Genomic DNA, 14227 nt, shown 5'->3' with positions numbered 1-14227 from the left:
GATAGTGTTTTAAACTGAGTTAACCTACGGCTTGTCCCATCTGGAATATTGGGAGGTACATGGCAACAATTAAGCCACCTACGAGAACACCTAATACAGACATTATTACGGGCTCCATAAGGCTTGTTAAACTATCAACCAAAGTGTCAACTTCTTCTTCATAGTAATCAGCAACTTTTTCTAGCATAGAGTCAAGGGCGCCAGATTCCTCGCCGATTGCTACTAGTTGAACGGCCATAGAAGGAAACACAGCTGTGCTCTTCATGGAAAACTGAAGCTGCGTCCCAGATGAAACATCATCCCTTATTGTATGTATTGCGTCACGGTATTTTGCGTTTCCTGCGGCGCCTGCGACAGAATCTAATGCATCCACTAATGGGACGCCAGCAGCAAATGTTGTTGATAAAACTCGGCCAAATCGAGCTACCGCAGATTTGTCTATAATGACCCCTACAACGGGTAACTTAAGCATAAAGTGATCTACTTTATCCGCGAAAGCAGGAGACCTTCTTTTGCTTTCTTTAAATGTGTAGACTGTGGCTATAATAATTCCTAAAGCAACAAACCACCACTCTTGCATCCATTCGGATATGCCTATGACAAATTGAGTGAATGCAGGCAGGTCTGCTCCGAATCCGGAAAAAAGATCCTCGAATTGTGGTACAACTTTGACAAGGAGTATTGTAGTCACTACCAATGCAACAATAACGACTGCGATTGGGTAAGTCATGGCCTTTTTGACTTTTCTCTTTAGTGTTTCTGTTTTTTCCATATAGGTCGCTACTCGATCTAACATGGTTTCTAGAGCGCCAGACTGTTCGCCAGAGTTTACTAGATTGCAGAATAGATCGTCGAAGTGTTTTGGGTGCCGTCGAAGGGCTCCTGCAAAATTATTACCTGCTGCAACCTCAGTTTTTATATCCAGTACTATATCACGAAGGTTTGGGTTTTCGAGCCCGTCTGCAACTATATCGAAGGACTGAATTAGCGGAACGCCCGCTTTCATCATGGTCGCCAATTGGCGAGTAAAAATAGCGATATCAAAGGGTGTTATTGCCTTCCCTTTCCCACCAAAGGATAAGGAAACCGCTTCTTTTTTTACTTTAGTGGGCGTTATTCCTTGTTGTCGTAGTTGTGCTTTAATCAATGCCGCATTTTTCCCGCTCGTTTTGCCTTTGGTTTTATTACCTTTGCGGTCTGTACCTTCCCAAGTGAAGGAGCCTAACTTTTCTGATTTTTCTGCCATAATTAATCCTTCGTTACTCGGTTAACTTCTTCCAAGCTTGTTACGCCTTCAATTGCTTTAAGCATTGCAGACTGTCTTAAGTTATTAAACCCTTCTTTTTGGGCTGCAGCTGCTATATCCAGAGAGGTCGCCTCCTCCATAATAAGCTGCGAAATTGCGGGTGTGACTTTGACTACCTCATAAATACCCACTCGACCTTTGTAGCCTCCTGAACAATTATCACAGCCTTTAGGCTTGTACAACGTAAGTCCTGTTTCAATTTGTGCTTCTGTGAACCCTTGCTTTAAAAGTGCCTCTTTAGGGATGTCTGCTTTTTCTTTGCAGTTACTACATAAGCGCCTAGCGAGTCGTTGGGCAATAATCAAACTGACGGAGGTGGCAATATTAAATGCTGGTACGCCCATATTCATCATACGGGTCAATGTTTCGGGTGCACTATTTGTGTGAAGCGTGGATAGTACTAGGTGACCTGTTTGTGCTGCTTTTATAGCAATTGACGCAGTGTCTAAATCTCGAATCTCACCAACCATTACAATGTCAGGATCTTGACGTAAGAAAGATCTTAGAGCTTCAGGGAAACCAAGCCCAACTTTGGCATTAACGTTAACCTGATTAATGCCCTCTAAGTTAATTTCAACAGGGTCTTCGGCTGTAGAAATATTCGTCTCTGGTGTGTTGAGAATGTTGAGTCCCGTATAGAGGGAAACTGTTTTACCACTACCCGTTGGGCCTGTCACCAGAATCATCCCTTGTGGTTGGGCAAGAGCGTCCATATACAGTTGTTTTTGCTCTTCCTCATACCCAAGCGCATCAATACCCATTTTTGCACTACTGGGGTCAAGAATACGTAGTACTATCTTCTCACCCCAAAGCGTGGGTAGTGTGTTAACACGAAAATCTATAGCCTTAGTTTTTGACAGTTTTAACTTTATACGTCCATCTTGCGGGATTCTTCTTTCAGAAATATCCATCTGGCACATTACTTTTAAACGAGCGGCTATCTTAGGCGCTAATTTAATAGATGGTTTTGATACCTCGTGCAAGATTCCATCTGTCCTATATCGTACCCTATAGGTTTTTTCATAGGGTTCAAAGTGAAGATCAGAAGCGCCACCTTTTATTGCATCTAAAAGCATCTTGTTAACATATTTAACAATAGGTGCGTCATCTGATTCATTACCCTGTGACTCGTCTTTTTCTGACTCTCCAGACTCTACATCAAGATCATCAAGGTCAGCATCTTCGAGGTCACCCATAGAAGTATCTTGCGACTCGAGATATTTCTCGATTGCGGTTCCAAGTTTGTCATCTTCTACCAGTACTGCATCGGTGCTTAACCCTGTATGAAATTTAAGCTCGTCCAGCGCCTGTATGTTTGTAGGGTCTGACGTTGCTACAAAGAGTCTGTTACCACGCTTAAATAGTGGGAGTGCATGGTGCTTTCTTATTAACTTTTCTTCTACAATTTTTTCGGGGATTAACTCTTCCATAAAAGTAGAAAGATCCATCACCGGCATTCCAAACTCTTGAGCAGCGGAATATGCCAGTGGCTTTGCACCTGCTAGTTTGTTTTGAACCAAATAGGTAATAAAAGGAATGTTATTATTGTTCGCTTGGGCAAAGGCGTCCTTGGCAATCTGCTCTTCAAGAAGATTGTCTAAAACAAATTTGCGAGCCAAGCCAGTAAGTGAGGTTGATGTATTGGATGCCATAAGAACCGTATAAAATGCTTTAAGTTTAGTGTCTAACTTAAGAGTGTAGTTCGGTGGCGTTTATTTTTAAAGTTTTCCTTTGTTTTTGTTCTTGTTCTGGTCTTGAGTGACGTAAAAGGTCACATTTTGACAATTAAGTGAGGTTTATTGTTGGTGTGGTTTACGCTTTTTTCTCACTGTGAGGAGCTTAACTCACTAGAATATAATAATAATTTAAAAAAAAATTGTAGTTGGCATAACACATGCTATTCTTCAGGCATGGCTAGCTTCTGCCTACTTCTCAATATCCGAGAGAATAAAAAAGAAGTAGTCGACTTTAAACACTGGAGATATTTTATGAAAAAAGTACAACAAGGTTTTACCTTAATCGAATTGATGATTGTTGTTGCGATCATCGGTATTTTGGCAGCGGTAGCGATTCCTGCTTACCAAGACTATATTGCTCGTTCGCAGTTAACTGAAGCTGTAAACTTGACCGCTGGTCTAAAAGCTCCGATTGCAGAGTTTGTTCAGAGTCAAGGTCGTGCGCCTTCCTTGAATGAAGTGGGTGGGGCTGTTCCTGGTAAATATGTTGACAGTGTATCAATCCAGACTAACGGTACTGCTATTGTAGTTGTAGCAACTCTAAAAACAAGTGGTGTTAACGCTGGTATTGCTGGAGATACGTTGGCTATTGCAACTACACCTGCTACTGCTTCTCAGTGGGCTTGTGGTAGAGCAACATCCGGTGGTACTGCTAACTCAAGAGCAGCAGCACTTGCAGCAACAAGTGTTGCGGCACAATACTTACCATCTGCATGTAAGTAAAGGCAAGGTTCAGGAAGCCCTTTCAGTTTTGCTGAAGGGGCTTTTTTTTGCTCATGAATATGGAGGCTTGAATGAAAAAACATATTACAGGGTTCACTTTGATTGAGTTGATGATTGTTGTTGCTATCATAGGTCTGTTGGCGAGTATAGCTATTCCAAATTTTATTGATTACCTTGCTAAGTCTCAGGTTACGGAAGGTGTTACTCTAATTTCTGGTATGAAAGCACCTATAAATGATTATTACGCAAATAATGGTACTGTTCCTTCAGTTTCTCAACTAGGGACAACTGAAGTAGGTAAGTATGTTAGTAGCATTACCATTTTAACCTCAAGCACAAATATTATTGTTAGGGCAACATTTACTGCTTCAGGTGCAAGTCCTAGAATTCAAGGAAAAACTATTTCAATTGCGACTCAAGACCGAGGGAGATCTTGGGGTTGTGGACAGTCAAGCGTGTTAAGCGGCACTGAAACAACTGTTGATATTAGTTACTTGCCACTTGGTTGTAATCGATAAAACATTAAGTATGGTGGTAGGGTTGGTTAAAAATAGGGATTTTGTCAGTGTTTTTCTTTTGCTGGTTTTGACAGTTGTTGTCTTTTCTTCAGGTTTGTATGGTCGTTTCATTTTAGATGATATTATAAACCTTCAAGGTATTAGTCGAATCAATGAAGGGGAGGGCGTGACTGCTTGGCTATCTTATATCTTTGGTGGTGTTGGGGCTTCCGGTAGGCCTGTATCTTACTTCTCATTTGCGCTTCAATCATCGTCTTGGCCTGGCTCTCCTTATAATTTTAAAGTTATTAACTTAATGCTTCATGTTGTCAATGGCGCTCTTGTGTATTGGCTGAGTCGGTTGTTGCTAAATTTTTACTATAATAATGACGATGCTTGTAGCTCAAAAAACATCTTTGGCAGTCATGGCCTAGCAATCACGGTAGCTACGTTTTGGTTGTTAAGTCCTATTCAGGTTTCGACTGTTTTATACATTGTTCAAAGAATGAGTATTTTATCTGCAATGTTTGTCTTGATTGGGCTGATATTCTGGATGGTAGGCCGAGCTAAAGACGCGTCACTAACTCGAAAAATAGTTTGCCTTGTTTTCGGATATGGTGGTGCTTTTGTTTTTGCTGTTTTGAGTAAAGAAAACGGAGTATTACTACCTCTTTACGTTTTGATACTAGAGGCAATAAGCGGGCAAGCTAACGTTAAATGTCGTCTATATCGATTATGGAAGTGGCTGTTTGTTTATGTCCCCTTAGTAATGGTTGCTTCGTATTTTATCTGGAATGCAGAATTGCTTTTTGTTAGGTCATATAGCGCTCGACCCTTTACGCTTATTGAGCGTCTTTTAACTGAGCCTCTAATACTGTTCGACTATATTAGCAAAATACTATTTCCTTCTAATGGGCGATATTCACTATTTCACGAAAACTACCCTATTGCAACAGTGGCGGGAGGGTTATATTTGGGGTTACTTGCACTGACAGCTTTGCTTGGGGCGATTATATGGGCTGCTGCTAATCGTACAAAGTATTTGTGGTCCGCACTCGGTATACTGATATATTTTTCAGCGCATAGCTTAGAGTCAACGATAATTCCGCTGGAGCTATACTTTGAGCACCGCAACTACTTTGCTCTATTAGGAGTGGTCGCTGTTTTTGTTTCGTGTCTCGTATGGGGGGTGAAAAATATTGGGGTTCCAAATCATTACAAGTTAAATGTGCTCGCCACATTAGTTACTTTATGCGCGACATGGCTGGCTTTCCTGACTTTCAACGAAGCTAAGGTGTGGAGTAGGCCACTCCTGCAGGCCTCGAATTGGTATGAGAGTAACCCAACGTCTCAAAGGGCTCATGGTCATTTAGGCGCTACGTTATTCAAATACGGTGCTTATGAACAGTCTTCCCAGTTCTATCAGGATACACTTCATTTATTCACAAATGACCCAACAAAACCTTTACTTTGGCTTGAATTAAGTTGTCTTAGTTCTCAAATAGAGCTGCCTAGCCAGGCGTTTTTACGTGAGGTTGCGAAGACCGGTAAGTTTTACAAAGAGACGTTTAATATTATTCACTCTACTATTGCTTTAATTGAGTCGGGACAGTGTGTTAGTTTAGATAAAACCATCTTAAAAACGTATATCAGTGACTTGATAGGAAACACCAACTATAGCGGTAATAAGTTTGAGTTGTTTATTTTGTTATCAAAGATTTTTGGTGTGGAGGGAGATTATTATTGGTCTATCTTATACATGGAAATAGCGAAAGATTTTTCCCCTCGAGTGGATGTTCTGGTAAGTCTAAGTAATATGTATTGGCTTTACGGGGATTACAACAAAAGTAAGAAATATATGGAGCTAGTTGCAGAACGTTGTAATAAACTCTCAATTGAATGCTTGAAATATAAACCTGACGTAGATGATTTAATGTCTCTAAAAGAAAAGATAAAGCAACATGAATAAAGTTAGTGTCGTTATACCTGCTAAAAATGAAGCTGCCGCGCTTAAAGGCGTGATACCTCGATTACTGAAATTGGACTGCATTGAAGAAATAATTATAGTCAATGATGGGTCAACAGATAATACTGAAGCCGTATGTAAAGAGGCGGGGGTCACAGTGATTACCCACCCTTATTCAAAAGGTAATGGCGCAGCTATTAAATCTGGTGCGAGAGCTGTATCAACTAATGTTGTGGTTTTTATGGATGCGGATGGTCAACACTCCCCAGAAGATATCCCTAAGCTACTTGAAAAGCTAGAAACCGGCTTCGATATGGTTGTAGGTGCCCGTTCGTCAACATCTCAGGCCAGTGCGGGCCGATTAGTTGCAAACTCAGTCTACAATCGTATTTCAAGCTTAATGGTAGGCCAGAAAATTGGAGATCTGACATCTGGTTTTCGGGCCGTTAAAACTAAGTTATTTAAAGAGTTTATTTCTATTTTACCTAATGGATTTTCATACCCAACAACCATAACAATGGCATTTTTTAGGGCAGGGTATAGTGTTGGGTACCTTCCAATTATTGCTGATAAACGGATTGGAAAAAGCCATATTAGGCCGTTCAAAGACGGCGTTAGGTTTCTTTTGATAATTTTTAAAATCGCTACATTATATTCTCCTTTGAAGCTTTTTTTCCCATTAAGTCTTTTATTTTTTAGTGTTGGTGCTGGTTACTATGGTTATACATTGGTTGAAATGGGGCGGTTTACCAATATGTCGGCGCTGCTCTTTGTTACATCCATATTGGTGTTTCTAATTGGGTTGATATCGGAACAAATCACTTCATTGGTTTTTCTAGCAGCTAAGTCTAAAGATAAATAGAAGTTTAAGCATGTTGATACATGGGATTAAAAAAATATTGTTACGTATTAACTTGAATAGGAGGCTCTCTCGTAGACGGCTTAGGATCATTAATCGGTTGGTATCCGAAGATTTAGCGAGTGGAGGTAAATATCAAAGAATATTAGAGGTAGGCTGCGCAAATGGTAAAGATTTTGTGCAGCTCTGTGCCGATAATAATGAAATTGAGATTACCGGTATTGATGTAGATGATTATGGGTTAAAGCAGTCTAACTTTTCTATGATTGTTAGCGACGCAGAGACGATAGACTTTCCAGATAACTATTTCGACTTAACTGTGTCCTTTGGCGTTCTTGAGCATATTCAGCCGATAGAAAAATTGGCAAGAGTTATTCAAGAAATTAATCGCGTATCAAAAAAATATGTAATTGTGGTACCCTCAGTCTCTACAGTAATTGAACCGCATTCAGCATCTTTACTGTGGCAGCTTAGATCGCATGAAAAGAAAAAATCCTATAGCCGACTAAATTACTTTAGTGATGAGGCATGGCTGCAGTTTGAAGGATTTAAAGATGGCAAGAGCAAGCGTTTTTTTCATTTGCCTCCGGTTGTTTCTAACCTGATAATATATAAAATATGATCATTCAAGTGTTACACATTAGATTCATACAATGAAAAAAATTGCTTTTTTACCTGCACACCCTTCTCAAGTATGGTTACTCCATTCAATCCAAACATATTTAATGGCACAGTCAAAGTATGAGTTTATTTGGGTTTTAAGAGATAAGGATATTTCATGTGAGTTAGCAGATCGCTTGGGCATTAAGTATCAGTGTATTTCAACAGCTTCAACAGGCTTGCTAGGGAATGCGGTAGAGCTCGCTGGTAATATTTTCAAATGTTTAAAAATTGGCAAGAAGCGAAAAATTGATCTTTGGGTAACAAAATATGGCGCTGGAAATATCGCAGGATTTTTATTGCAACAGAAATCGTTGTCATTTAATGATGACGATGTTGATCAAGTGCCATTGATTGCTCATACCAGCTACCCGTTTGCTGAGCGTATTCTATGCCCTGATGTTCTGAGAATGGGATCGTACGATAAAAAATCAAGACGTTATGCTGGGTGTCATGAGTTAATTTATCTTCATCCTAATCGTTTTATTCCAGACCCAGGTGTTTACAGAGAGCTTGGGATTGACCCCTCTAGAAAATTTATTCTAATGAGATTGTCTGCTTTAACTGCCCACCATGACAAAAATATCCGAGGAATCTCTGAAGCGGTGGTTATGCGTGTTATTGGGCTGTGCACTAAACTAAACATTCAATGTTATATTTCATCTGAGAAAACTTTGCCGTCAAGCCTTAGTTCGTATCGGCTTAATATACCTGTTCATAGAATTCATCATGCTCTTGCATTTGCTTGTTTATTTATAGGTGATAGCCAAACAATGACATCAGAAGCGGCTGTTTTAGGTACGCCTGCTTTTCGATTAAGTGATTTTCAGGGACGGTTGTCTGTAATTGATGAGTTTGAGCGTTACAGGCTTGCGTTTGGTTTTTCGCCAGATGATCAGGAAAACTTCTTAACTGCAGTAGAGCGTATGTTAATAGGAGTGGATTTAGAGAAATATAATAGCAACCATAGAAAATTTTTGACAGATAAGAGTGACCCAGTGCCTTGGTTCTCTGAACAAATCATTCAAGTATTGGAATCAAATTAATAATGAAAATCATCGTGACAGCTAAATTGGGTGACGAGAAGTTAAAAACTAAATTAATTGGTTTGCAGGCTAACCAAGAAATACAAAAGATATACTTGATACGACCATATCCTTTAAATTTCGCTAAAGTAATAAACGTTAACCCTTCTGCTTATATAGCAAAAAACAGACTTCTATTTGAAATTTGGAGGTTAACTCAGTTACTTAGTCTTATGTCTAAAAAAGAAATTAAAATTGTTATAGGTATTCAGTTTTTTTTGCACGGTTTCGTGGCTGTTGTTGTGGCTAAGCTTTTCAGAAAAAAAGCTATCGTATGGCTTATTGGTAGTGACGTGATGCTTCATGGGCAAAAGAAAGTACTTAAATGGTTTTTTTCTCGTACCCTTTATATGTGTGACGTTATATTCGTTATGGGAAGTAAGATGCGGTCCTATCTAAGTGATATCCCGCAGGATAAAATTTATGAGATGCAAAGTTATATAGATCCTGAAATTTTTAGTTATGAATTATCGGGAGTAAAATATTGGGATGTTGTCTTCGTTGGTAATTTAGTTGGCGTTAAAAATGTTGAAGTTATATTGAAATCTGTGGCAATCAATTATCGAAAGGGTAAGTCTTATCGTGCACTTATTGTGGGTGACGGACCTTTAAGAGTTGAGCTTGAAGCAATGTCATCTGAGTTAGGCATATCTAACCTTGTAACATTTTTAGGTGCTAGGGGGGATGTAAGAGATATAATTCATCACTCACGGCTGATTGCCCTTTCATCAAAAAGTGAGGGGTTACCAGCTATTTTGCTTGAATCAGCGTTTTGCGGAACGCCTTCTATAAGCAGCGATGTGGGTGAGATTTCAGAGGTGTTTAGTGATTACAAATGCTGCAAAATTGTAACAGCTATTACTCCTGAAGCATTTGCTAAAACAATTGATGAAGTTCTTTCAAATTCTGAACTTCTATTCTTTATGGAGAAACAGTCGCTATTATTTAGAAATGACTATTTACGTAAGTGGGGGAGGGAGGAACAGGCTAATAATTGGTCCTATGCGCTAAGTATGGCCCTAGTTAACTCTTAAAAGTGAAGCTTGGTTGTTGATTAATCCATTCGGTAAGTTTTTTGATTTGCGCTTGTTTGTCAATGTATGGTCTAGAAGTCTTGATAATTAAATTCCTACTTGTTTTTCGAAAGTTTTTAGCGAGTTCAATTGCTTTATTTAAACTAAATAACTGGTTTATAAAATAAGGAAACTCAGTAGGTAGACCTGAATCTGAGTATGTCGCGTAAACAGGTAATCCTGCAGCCAGATAGTCTCTTGTTTTTAGGATGCATGCTTCTTTCATATTATTTCTTTGAAGTGCAAGAGAGCCTATTCCCATATCAAACTGACATAGTATATTAGCAAGATCATTGGGCTTTACAGAGCCATGATAAATTACCCTTTTATCCTTGCCTAGAGCTGTTCTTTCTAAATTTCCAATAACATGGATTTCGACATCGGCTCGGTTATTTATTTTTAGCTCCCGTTTAATAATGTCAATTCCATGCCAAGGATAAGCTCTCGAGCAAAGAATAACTAACTTAATAACTCCTGATCGACAGTCTTTGCAAGGAGGAAAGAGGTCAGTATCAACACCATTTGCGCTGACTACTCCAGGTTTTTCAATGCCTTTTATCCTGTCGAGCTCATACTCCAAAATTTCTTTTGTAAGACCTATTACACCTTTTGCTTTTTTTAATATGAGCTTACCTGCATAGGATTCTATTATAAACTGAAGCCTTGAAACTAATGATGTTCGCGGATTGATTTCATGCAGTTCTTTGGTGTGGTGTATCGTTAGGTAATTGTTAATTCTTAAAAAAAACAATGGAATTATTGGGTCACCTAATGGGTAACGCAAAATGATGATGTCAAATTCATCTGCGTGTTTGACCAACCAATAATAAGCGCTAATACGAAGGGTAAGATACTTAAGTAGCCTGGATGTCTTGAAGATAGAAATGGGGTAAGCTGGCTGGCGCATGAAACCTTCGTTAACTGGGTCATGGCTAAAAAAGGTAACATGCCAGTTAAGGGAGGTTGGTGCTTTCTGCTCACATATCAACTGCTGCTTAATGCCAGGGTTAATTGTTTTTAATAGACCAAAATGTAGTATCTTTAGGTTTTTTTTCATAAGTGATCGGGCCTATTATTGCGATAATACTTTAGTGTACAGGGTAAGCTCATTTTTCTTAATCAATCTATGATTATGCCAAAGAATACAGAAGTTCCCATTAAACTTTTGGCAGGTTTTCTTTAGTAGTAGTATATACTCGAGTGCTGGTTCCCCTGTGCCAAGCCCCATATATTGTTTGTCAATTACGGATGACTCCATGACAATAAGTGGTATTTCCTTGAGGTTGAGCTTTGTTCTATTTAAAAGGTCATATGTAGAGTATTCATAACAAATACCCGCTCTGAAACCTGCTACTTCTGGATATGAAAGGGATGAGTCATAACTTAATCCTACGTTGTCCCAATCAGAAAAAGTATTTTTTGCATCCCAGCGTAAGTAATGTTGGCGCCCTCCAAATTCTTTCTGATTTAAATGAGTGCAGGCTTGGCGAAGCCTTTCAAATTCAAATTGCAGCTGTTCTCGATTAGCTAATGAGTGATAGCTAGGGTGCAGACCAACATAGTGTCCTCTTTTATTAATTGTATTGATGAGCGCTTTGATCTCGCTATCATCAATATCATAGTCGCCATCTAACAACCCTGAGGATCTGTTAGTGATAAAGTAAAAATGGCTTGTAAGTCCTAGCTTCTCACTGAGGCCCATAATGGCGTCAAATGTGAAGTATGGATCCACTGAGAGATCTTTGTATCTAGCCCAAACACTATTAAGAAGTGTTTTTATCGCCAATGCGTAACTTTTGCGAATCGTTATGTCTTTGATCGAACGCTTCAAGGTACCGCTCAATGTTAATAATCTTCTTTCGTAAGGTGCATCAACATCATGTGTTGGTTGTATGGAGAATGTTCGTTCCCGCCGATCAAGGAGTGGCCAAAGCTCATTGATACATGCCCACAGGACTTCTATGTATTCGTTAATAATAGGCCTGTGAATGATATTCTCTTTGATGCTAATAGCCTGGTCAGATGGAAATCTAGAATGGCTGTCTTTTGTTTTACATAGTGCCTCTTCATACCGAGTAAGCATAAAAAATGCGGAGCCAAATATGTCTAATTCAAGATAAATATTATTTTGATCTCGCTGTAAATATTCGTCCTCAATAGCGTTACTCCCAAAAAGAACAGGAAGTGATCCATCACATAAATTTGTTAATGTTATGTGTTGTTTTACATTCCACCTTTTCAGAGGCGTTGTGATAGTTAGGGTGGCGTCCAGCCAATTATTCTTGACGTGGGATAAAAAAGTATCATTAACTGATAGCCTTTTCCCTTCCCCAATAATTGATATAACGCTCTTATTAGCTGACTTGCTATCCATTGAGTCCGAGCAGGTAGGAGTGGTAGTAATGTTGAAAGGAATACCTAGTATTTCATCAAGTAGTATATTGATGATATACCTATACTCTCTCTGTTCACCGGGAGGGATTAGTACGGTTAGGGCTGTATTACTAGACATTTTTTTGAATAATAATAATTGAGTGATAGGCAAAAATTGACATTATTTTATTGAGGCTGTTTGTCTCTGGTAAGATGAAAAAACGCGTCTTAAATTGTTTTTTTGAATACCGATTGATTAGCTTTACTAATTTTTTGTATAGTTGGAACGCTAAGTTGTTAGCTGAATAACCGCTCTTCTTTATTACTCTGGCGTCATTGGTTATCACCATTTTTTCAAGTTGACTGGCACTATAAAAAGTTACACCTTTAAGGTGTTCAACGTTTTTGATATCCAGTATTCGTTTAAGTATTCTCCAGACTGTTGGTAGTGAGTATTTGGTGTGAGCTGTGATGATCGCTCTCCCTCCTGGTTTTAAAACTCTAATAATCTCATTTATCCCTACTTGTGGGGATTTTAGATAATAAATAACAGATAGTGAATAAACAAACTCAAAGCTATTATCTTGAAATGGTAAGGCATCTAAACTTGAAATACAGTGCTTGATGCCCGAAGTATTCGATATGTTATCAAACAAATCACACGTGAATATATTTGTATAGCTTCGATTATTTAGGTGTTTGGCTACTATTCCATTTCCGCACCCAGCATCGAGAATATTTGAATCTAAATTGCTTGGGATGAATTGTCTCAGCGTGCGATATGGCTGAGCGCTTTCATAGATGCTGCAGTTATTCGATACGGGTGGCAGCTTCTTTTTATAGATGCGGGCAATTTCACTCAATTTCATAGTATTTCTAAGATTACCCTATTGATTTGATCTTCAAATTGTTCGGTTGAATACCGCTGATTATAGAGCTTTATTTCTTGCTTTGATATCTTTGAAAGTCGATCAGTATCTTCTATCAACGTATGTGATTCAAGCAAGTCTTCATAAAACAAACCGCATCCATTGTTTATTTTCTCTGCTGTAGGGCCTCTTGAATTACCAATAATAGGTATCCCAAGAGCCATATAATCTATGTCTTTGTTAATTTCCTGTGTCGCATTACTGTGGTTAACACTGTTGGTAAGCGATAAGCCAACCGCATTGTATTTACTAAATAGTAATGGTAGTTCTTTTTTTAGATCCGTACTTGATAAGTGACCATAAACAGTTACTAATGGTTCACTACTTGCAGCACCTTTCACCTTTTCTTCGGTAATTCTGCCATAAACTATTAATCGTAGTTTCAGTTGTTTAGCTAGTTTAATCATCGTGTAAGCACCTTTCATTTCGCAGAACCAGCCAATATAGATAAGACAAGTTGGGCGCTCAGTAGATATCTTTTGACAAATGTTTTCGAGAGGTGAAGTGTAGTATATTAAGCTAGCACGGTGTCCAAAATAGTTCATTAACGCAGCGCTATTGACAATAACTTTGTCCGTGAAACGGAATACGAGCTTTTTCTCGAAATTTTCAAAGGTGTTAATCGCCAGTGGTAGTTTTTGTAAAAATGGAAACTGTTTGACTAAGTAATAAAACCAAAGGTGAATATTATTATCCAAAGTTTCATAAATAACTTTTTTCTTATAGTATCTAGCAAAGATCGCTAACGGTAAATAGCGGAAACTTTGAATAAACACTACATCCACCTGCTTAGTCTTTTTAGCGAGATTTAATACTGAGTATAAATCGACAAAATTAAGAACCAGTAAGTTTAATAGTTTTTTTAGAATTGATGCTTTTATTGGAGATTGGTGAAGGCTAACTTCATAATCAGCCTTGTCTAGCGCAGTAATTATGGACTCTAACCTTGGATGATAGGGGGTGAGTGAGTAGGGCGTAAATATGCCAATTGTCTTCACGATCTCGTTATATCCTCAGCTG

Annotated in this window: 13 protein-coding genes; 7 read left to right on the top strand and 6 right to left on the bottom strand. The window is 38.7% G+C overall.

Translation table 11 applies throughout. From position 1 onward, the window contains the following. Positions 1-19: 19 nt before the first annotated feature. On the bottom strand, positions 20-1246 hold the full coding sequence (locus NKI27_RS14015; protein ID WP_265046655.1) for a type II secretion system F family protein: 1227 nt from the start codon (positions 1244-1246) through the stop codon (positions 20-22). Positions 1247-1248: 2 nt separating this feature from the next. Further along, the gene (gene pilB / locus NKI27_RS14010) at positions 1249-2958 is read right to left on the bottom strand and encodes a type IV-A pilus assembly ATPase PilB (RefSeq protein WP_265046654.1); all 1710 of its coding nucleotides are present in this window, start codon (positions 2956-2958) and stop codon (positions 1249-1251) included. 336 nt (positions 2959-3294) lie between these two features. On the opposite strand from pilB, the gene NKI27_RS14000 reads away from it, so the two are divergent. From NKI27_RS14000 to NKI27_RS13965, 7 genes are all read left to right on the top strand, one after another. Then, positions 3295-3765, top strand: a complete 471-nt coding sequence (locus NKI27_RS14000) for a pilin (RefSeq protein WP_320109428.1) — start codon at positions 3295-3297, stop codon at positions 3763-3765. A gap of 71 nt (positions 3766-3836) precedes the next feature. After that, positions 3837-4283, top strand: coding sequence for a pilin (locus NKI27_RS13990; RefSeq protein WP_320109427.1), 447 nt, complete (start codon positions 3837-3839; stop codon positions 4281-4283). After that, positions 4246-6231: a hypothetical protein gene (locus NKI27_RS13985; RefSeq protein ID WP_265046653.1), complete on the top strand. Its 1986-nt coding sequence runs from the start codon at positions 4246-4248 to the stop codon at positions 6229-6231. Before NKI27_RS13990 ends, NKI27_RS13985 begins: the two co-directional genes overlap by 38 nt. Then, on the top strand, positions 6224-7090 hold the full coding sequence (locus tag NKI27_RS13980) for a glycosyltransferase family 2 protein (protein WP_265046652.1): 867 nt from the start codon (positions 6224-6226) through the stop codon (positions 7088-7090). The genes NKI27_RS13985 and NKI27_RS13980 overlap by 8 nt, the downstream gene beginning before the upstream one ends. Positions 7091-7100: 10 nt before the next feature. Next, positions 7101-7709, top strand: a complete 609-nt coding sequence (locus tag NKI27_RS13975) for a class I SAM-dependent methyltransferase (protein ID WP_265046651.1) — start codon at positions 7101-7103, stop codon at positions 7707-7709. A gap of 31 nt (positions 7710-7740) precedes the next feature. Further along, on the top strand, positions 7741-8793 hold the full coding sequence (locus NKI27_RS13970) for a hypothetical protein (RefSeq protein ID WP_265046650.1): 1053 nt from the start codon (positions 7741-7743) through the stop codon (positions 8791-8793). 2 nt (positions 8794-8795) lie between these two features. After that, a complete protein-coding gene (locus NKI27_RS13965) occupies positions 8796-9866 on the top strand; it encodes a glycosyltransferase (RefSeq protein WP_265046649.1) in 1071 nt (356 codons plus the stop codon). On the opposite strand, the gene NKI27_RS13960 is transcribed toward NKI27_RS13965, so the two are convergent. The 4 genes from NKI27_RS13960 to NKI27_RS13945 form a co-directional block, all read right to left on the bottom strand. Further along, complete coding sequence (locus tag NKI27_RS13960) at positions 9856-10962, bottom strand: glycosyltransferase family protein (RefSeq protein ID WP_265046648.1); 1107 nt, start codon at positions 10960-10962, stop codon at positions 9856-9858. The genes NKI27_RS13965 and NKI27_RS13960 overlap by 11 nt on opposite strands. Before the next feature lie 15 nt (positions 10963-10977). Beyond that, positions 10978-12279 (bottom strand): polysaccharide deacetylase family protein, encoded by a 1302-nt coding sequence (locus tag NKI27_RS13955; RefSeq protein WP_265046647.1) that lies wholly within the window; start codon positions 12277-12279, stop codon positions 10978-10980. 130 nt (positions 12280-12409) lie between these two features. Beyond that, on the bottom strand, positions 12410-13147 hold the full coding sequence (locus NKI27_RS13950) for a class I SAM-dependent methyltransferase (RefSeq protein ID WP_265046646.1): 738 nt from the start codon (positions 13145-13147) through the stop codon (positions 12410-12412). Continuing rightward, on the bottom strand, positions 13144-14205 hold the full coding sequence (locus tag NKI27_RS13945) for a glycosyltransferase family protein (RefSeq protein ID WP_265046645.1): 1062 nt from the start codon (positions 14203-14205) through the stop codon (positions 13144-13146). Before NKI27_RS13945 ends, NKI27_RS13950 begins: the two co-directional genes overlap by 4 nt. Between the last annotated feature and the right edge of the window lie 22 nt (positions 14206-14227).

The sequence above is a fragment of the Alkalimarinus alittae genome, from assembly GCF_026016465.1.
Taxonomy (GTDB): domain Bacteria; phylum Pseudomonadota; class Gammaproteobacteria; order Pseudomonadales; family Oleiphilaceae; genus Alkalimarinus; species Alkalimarinus alittae.
Note: the sequence above shows the minus strand (reverse complement) of the source record. Positions and strands in the feature narration are given on the sequence as shown.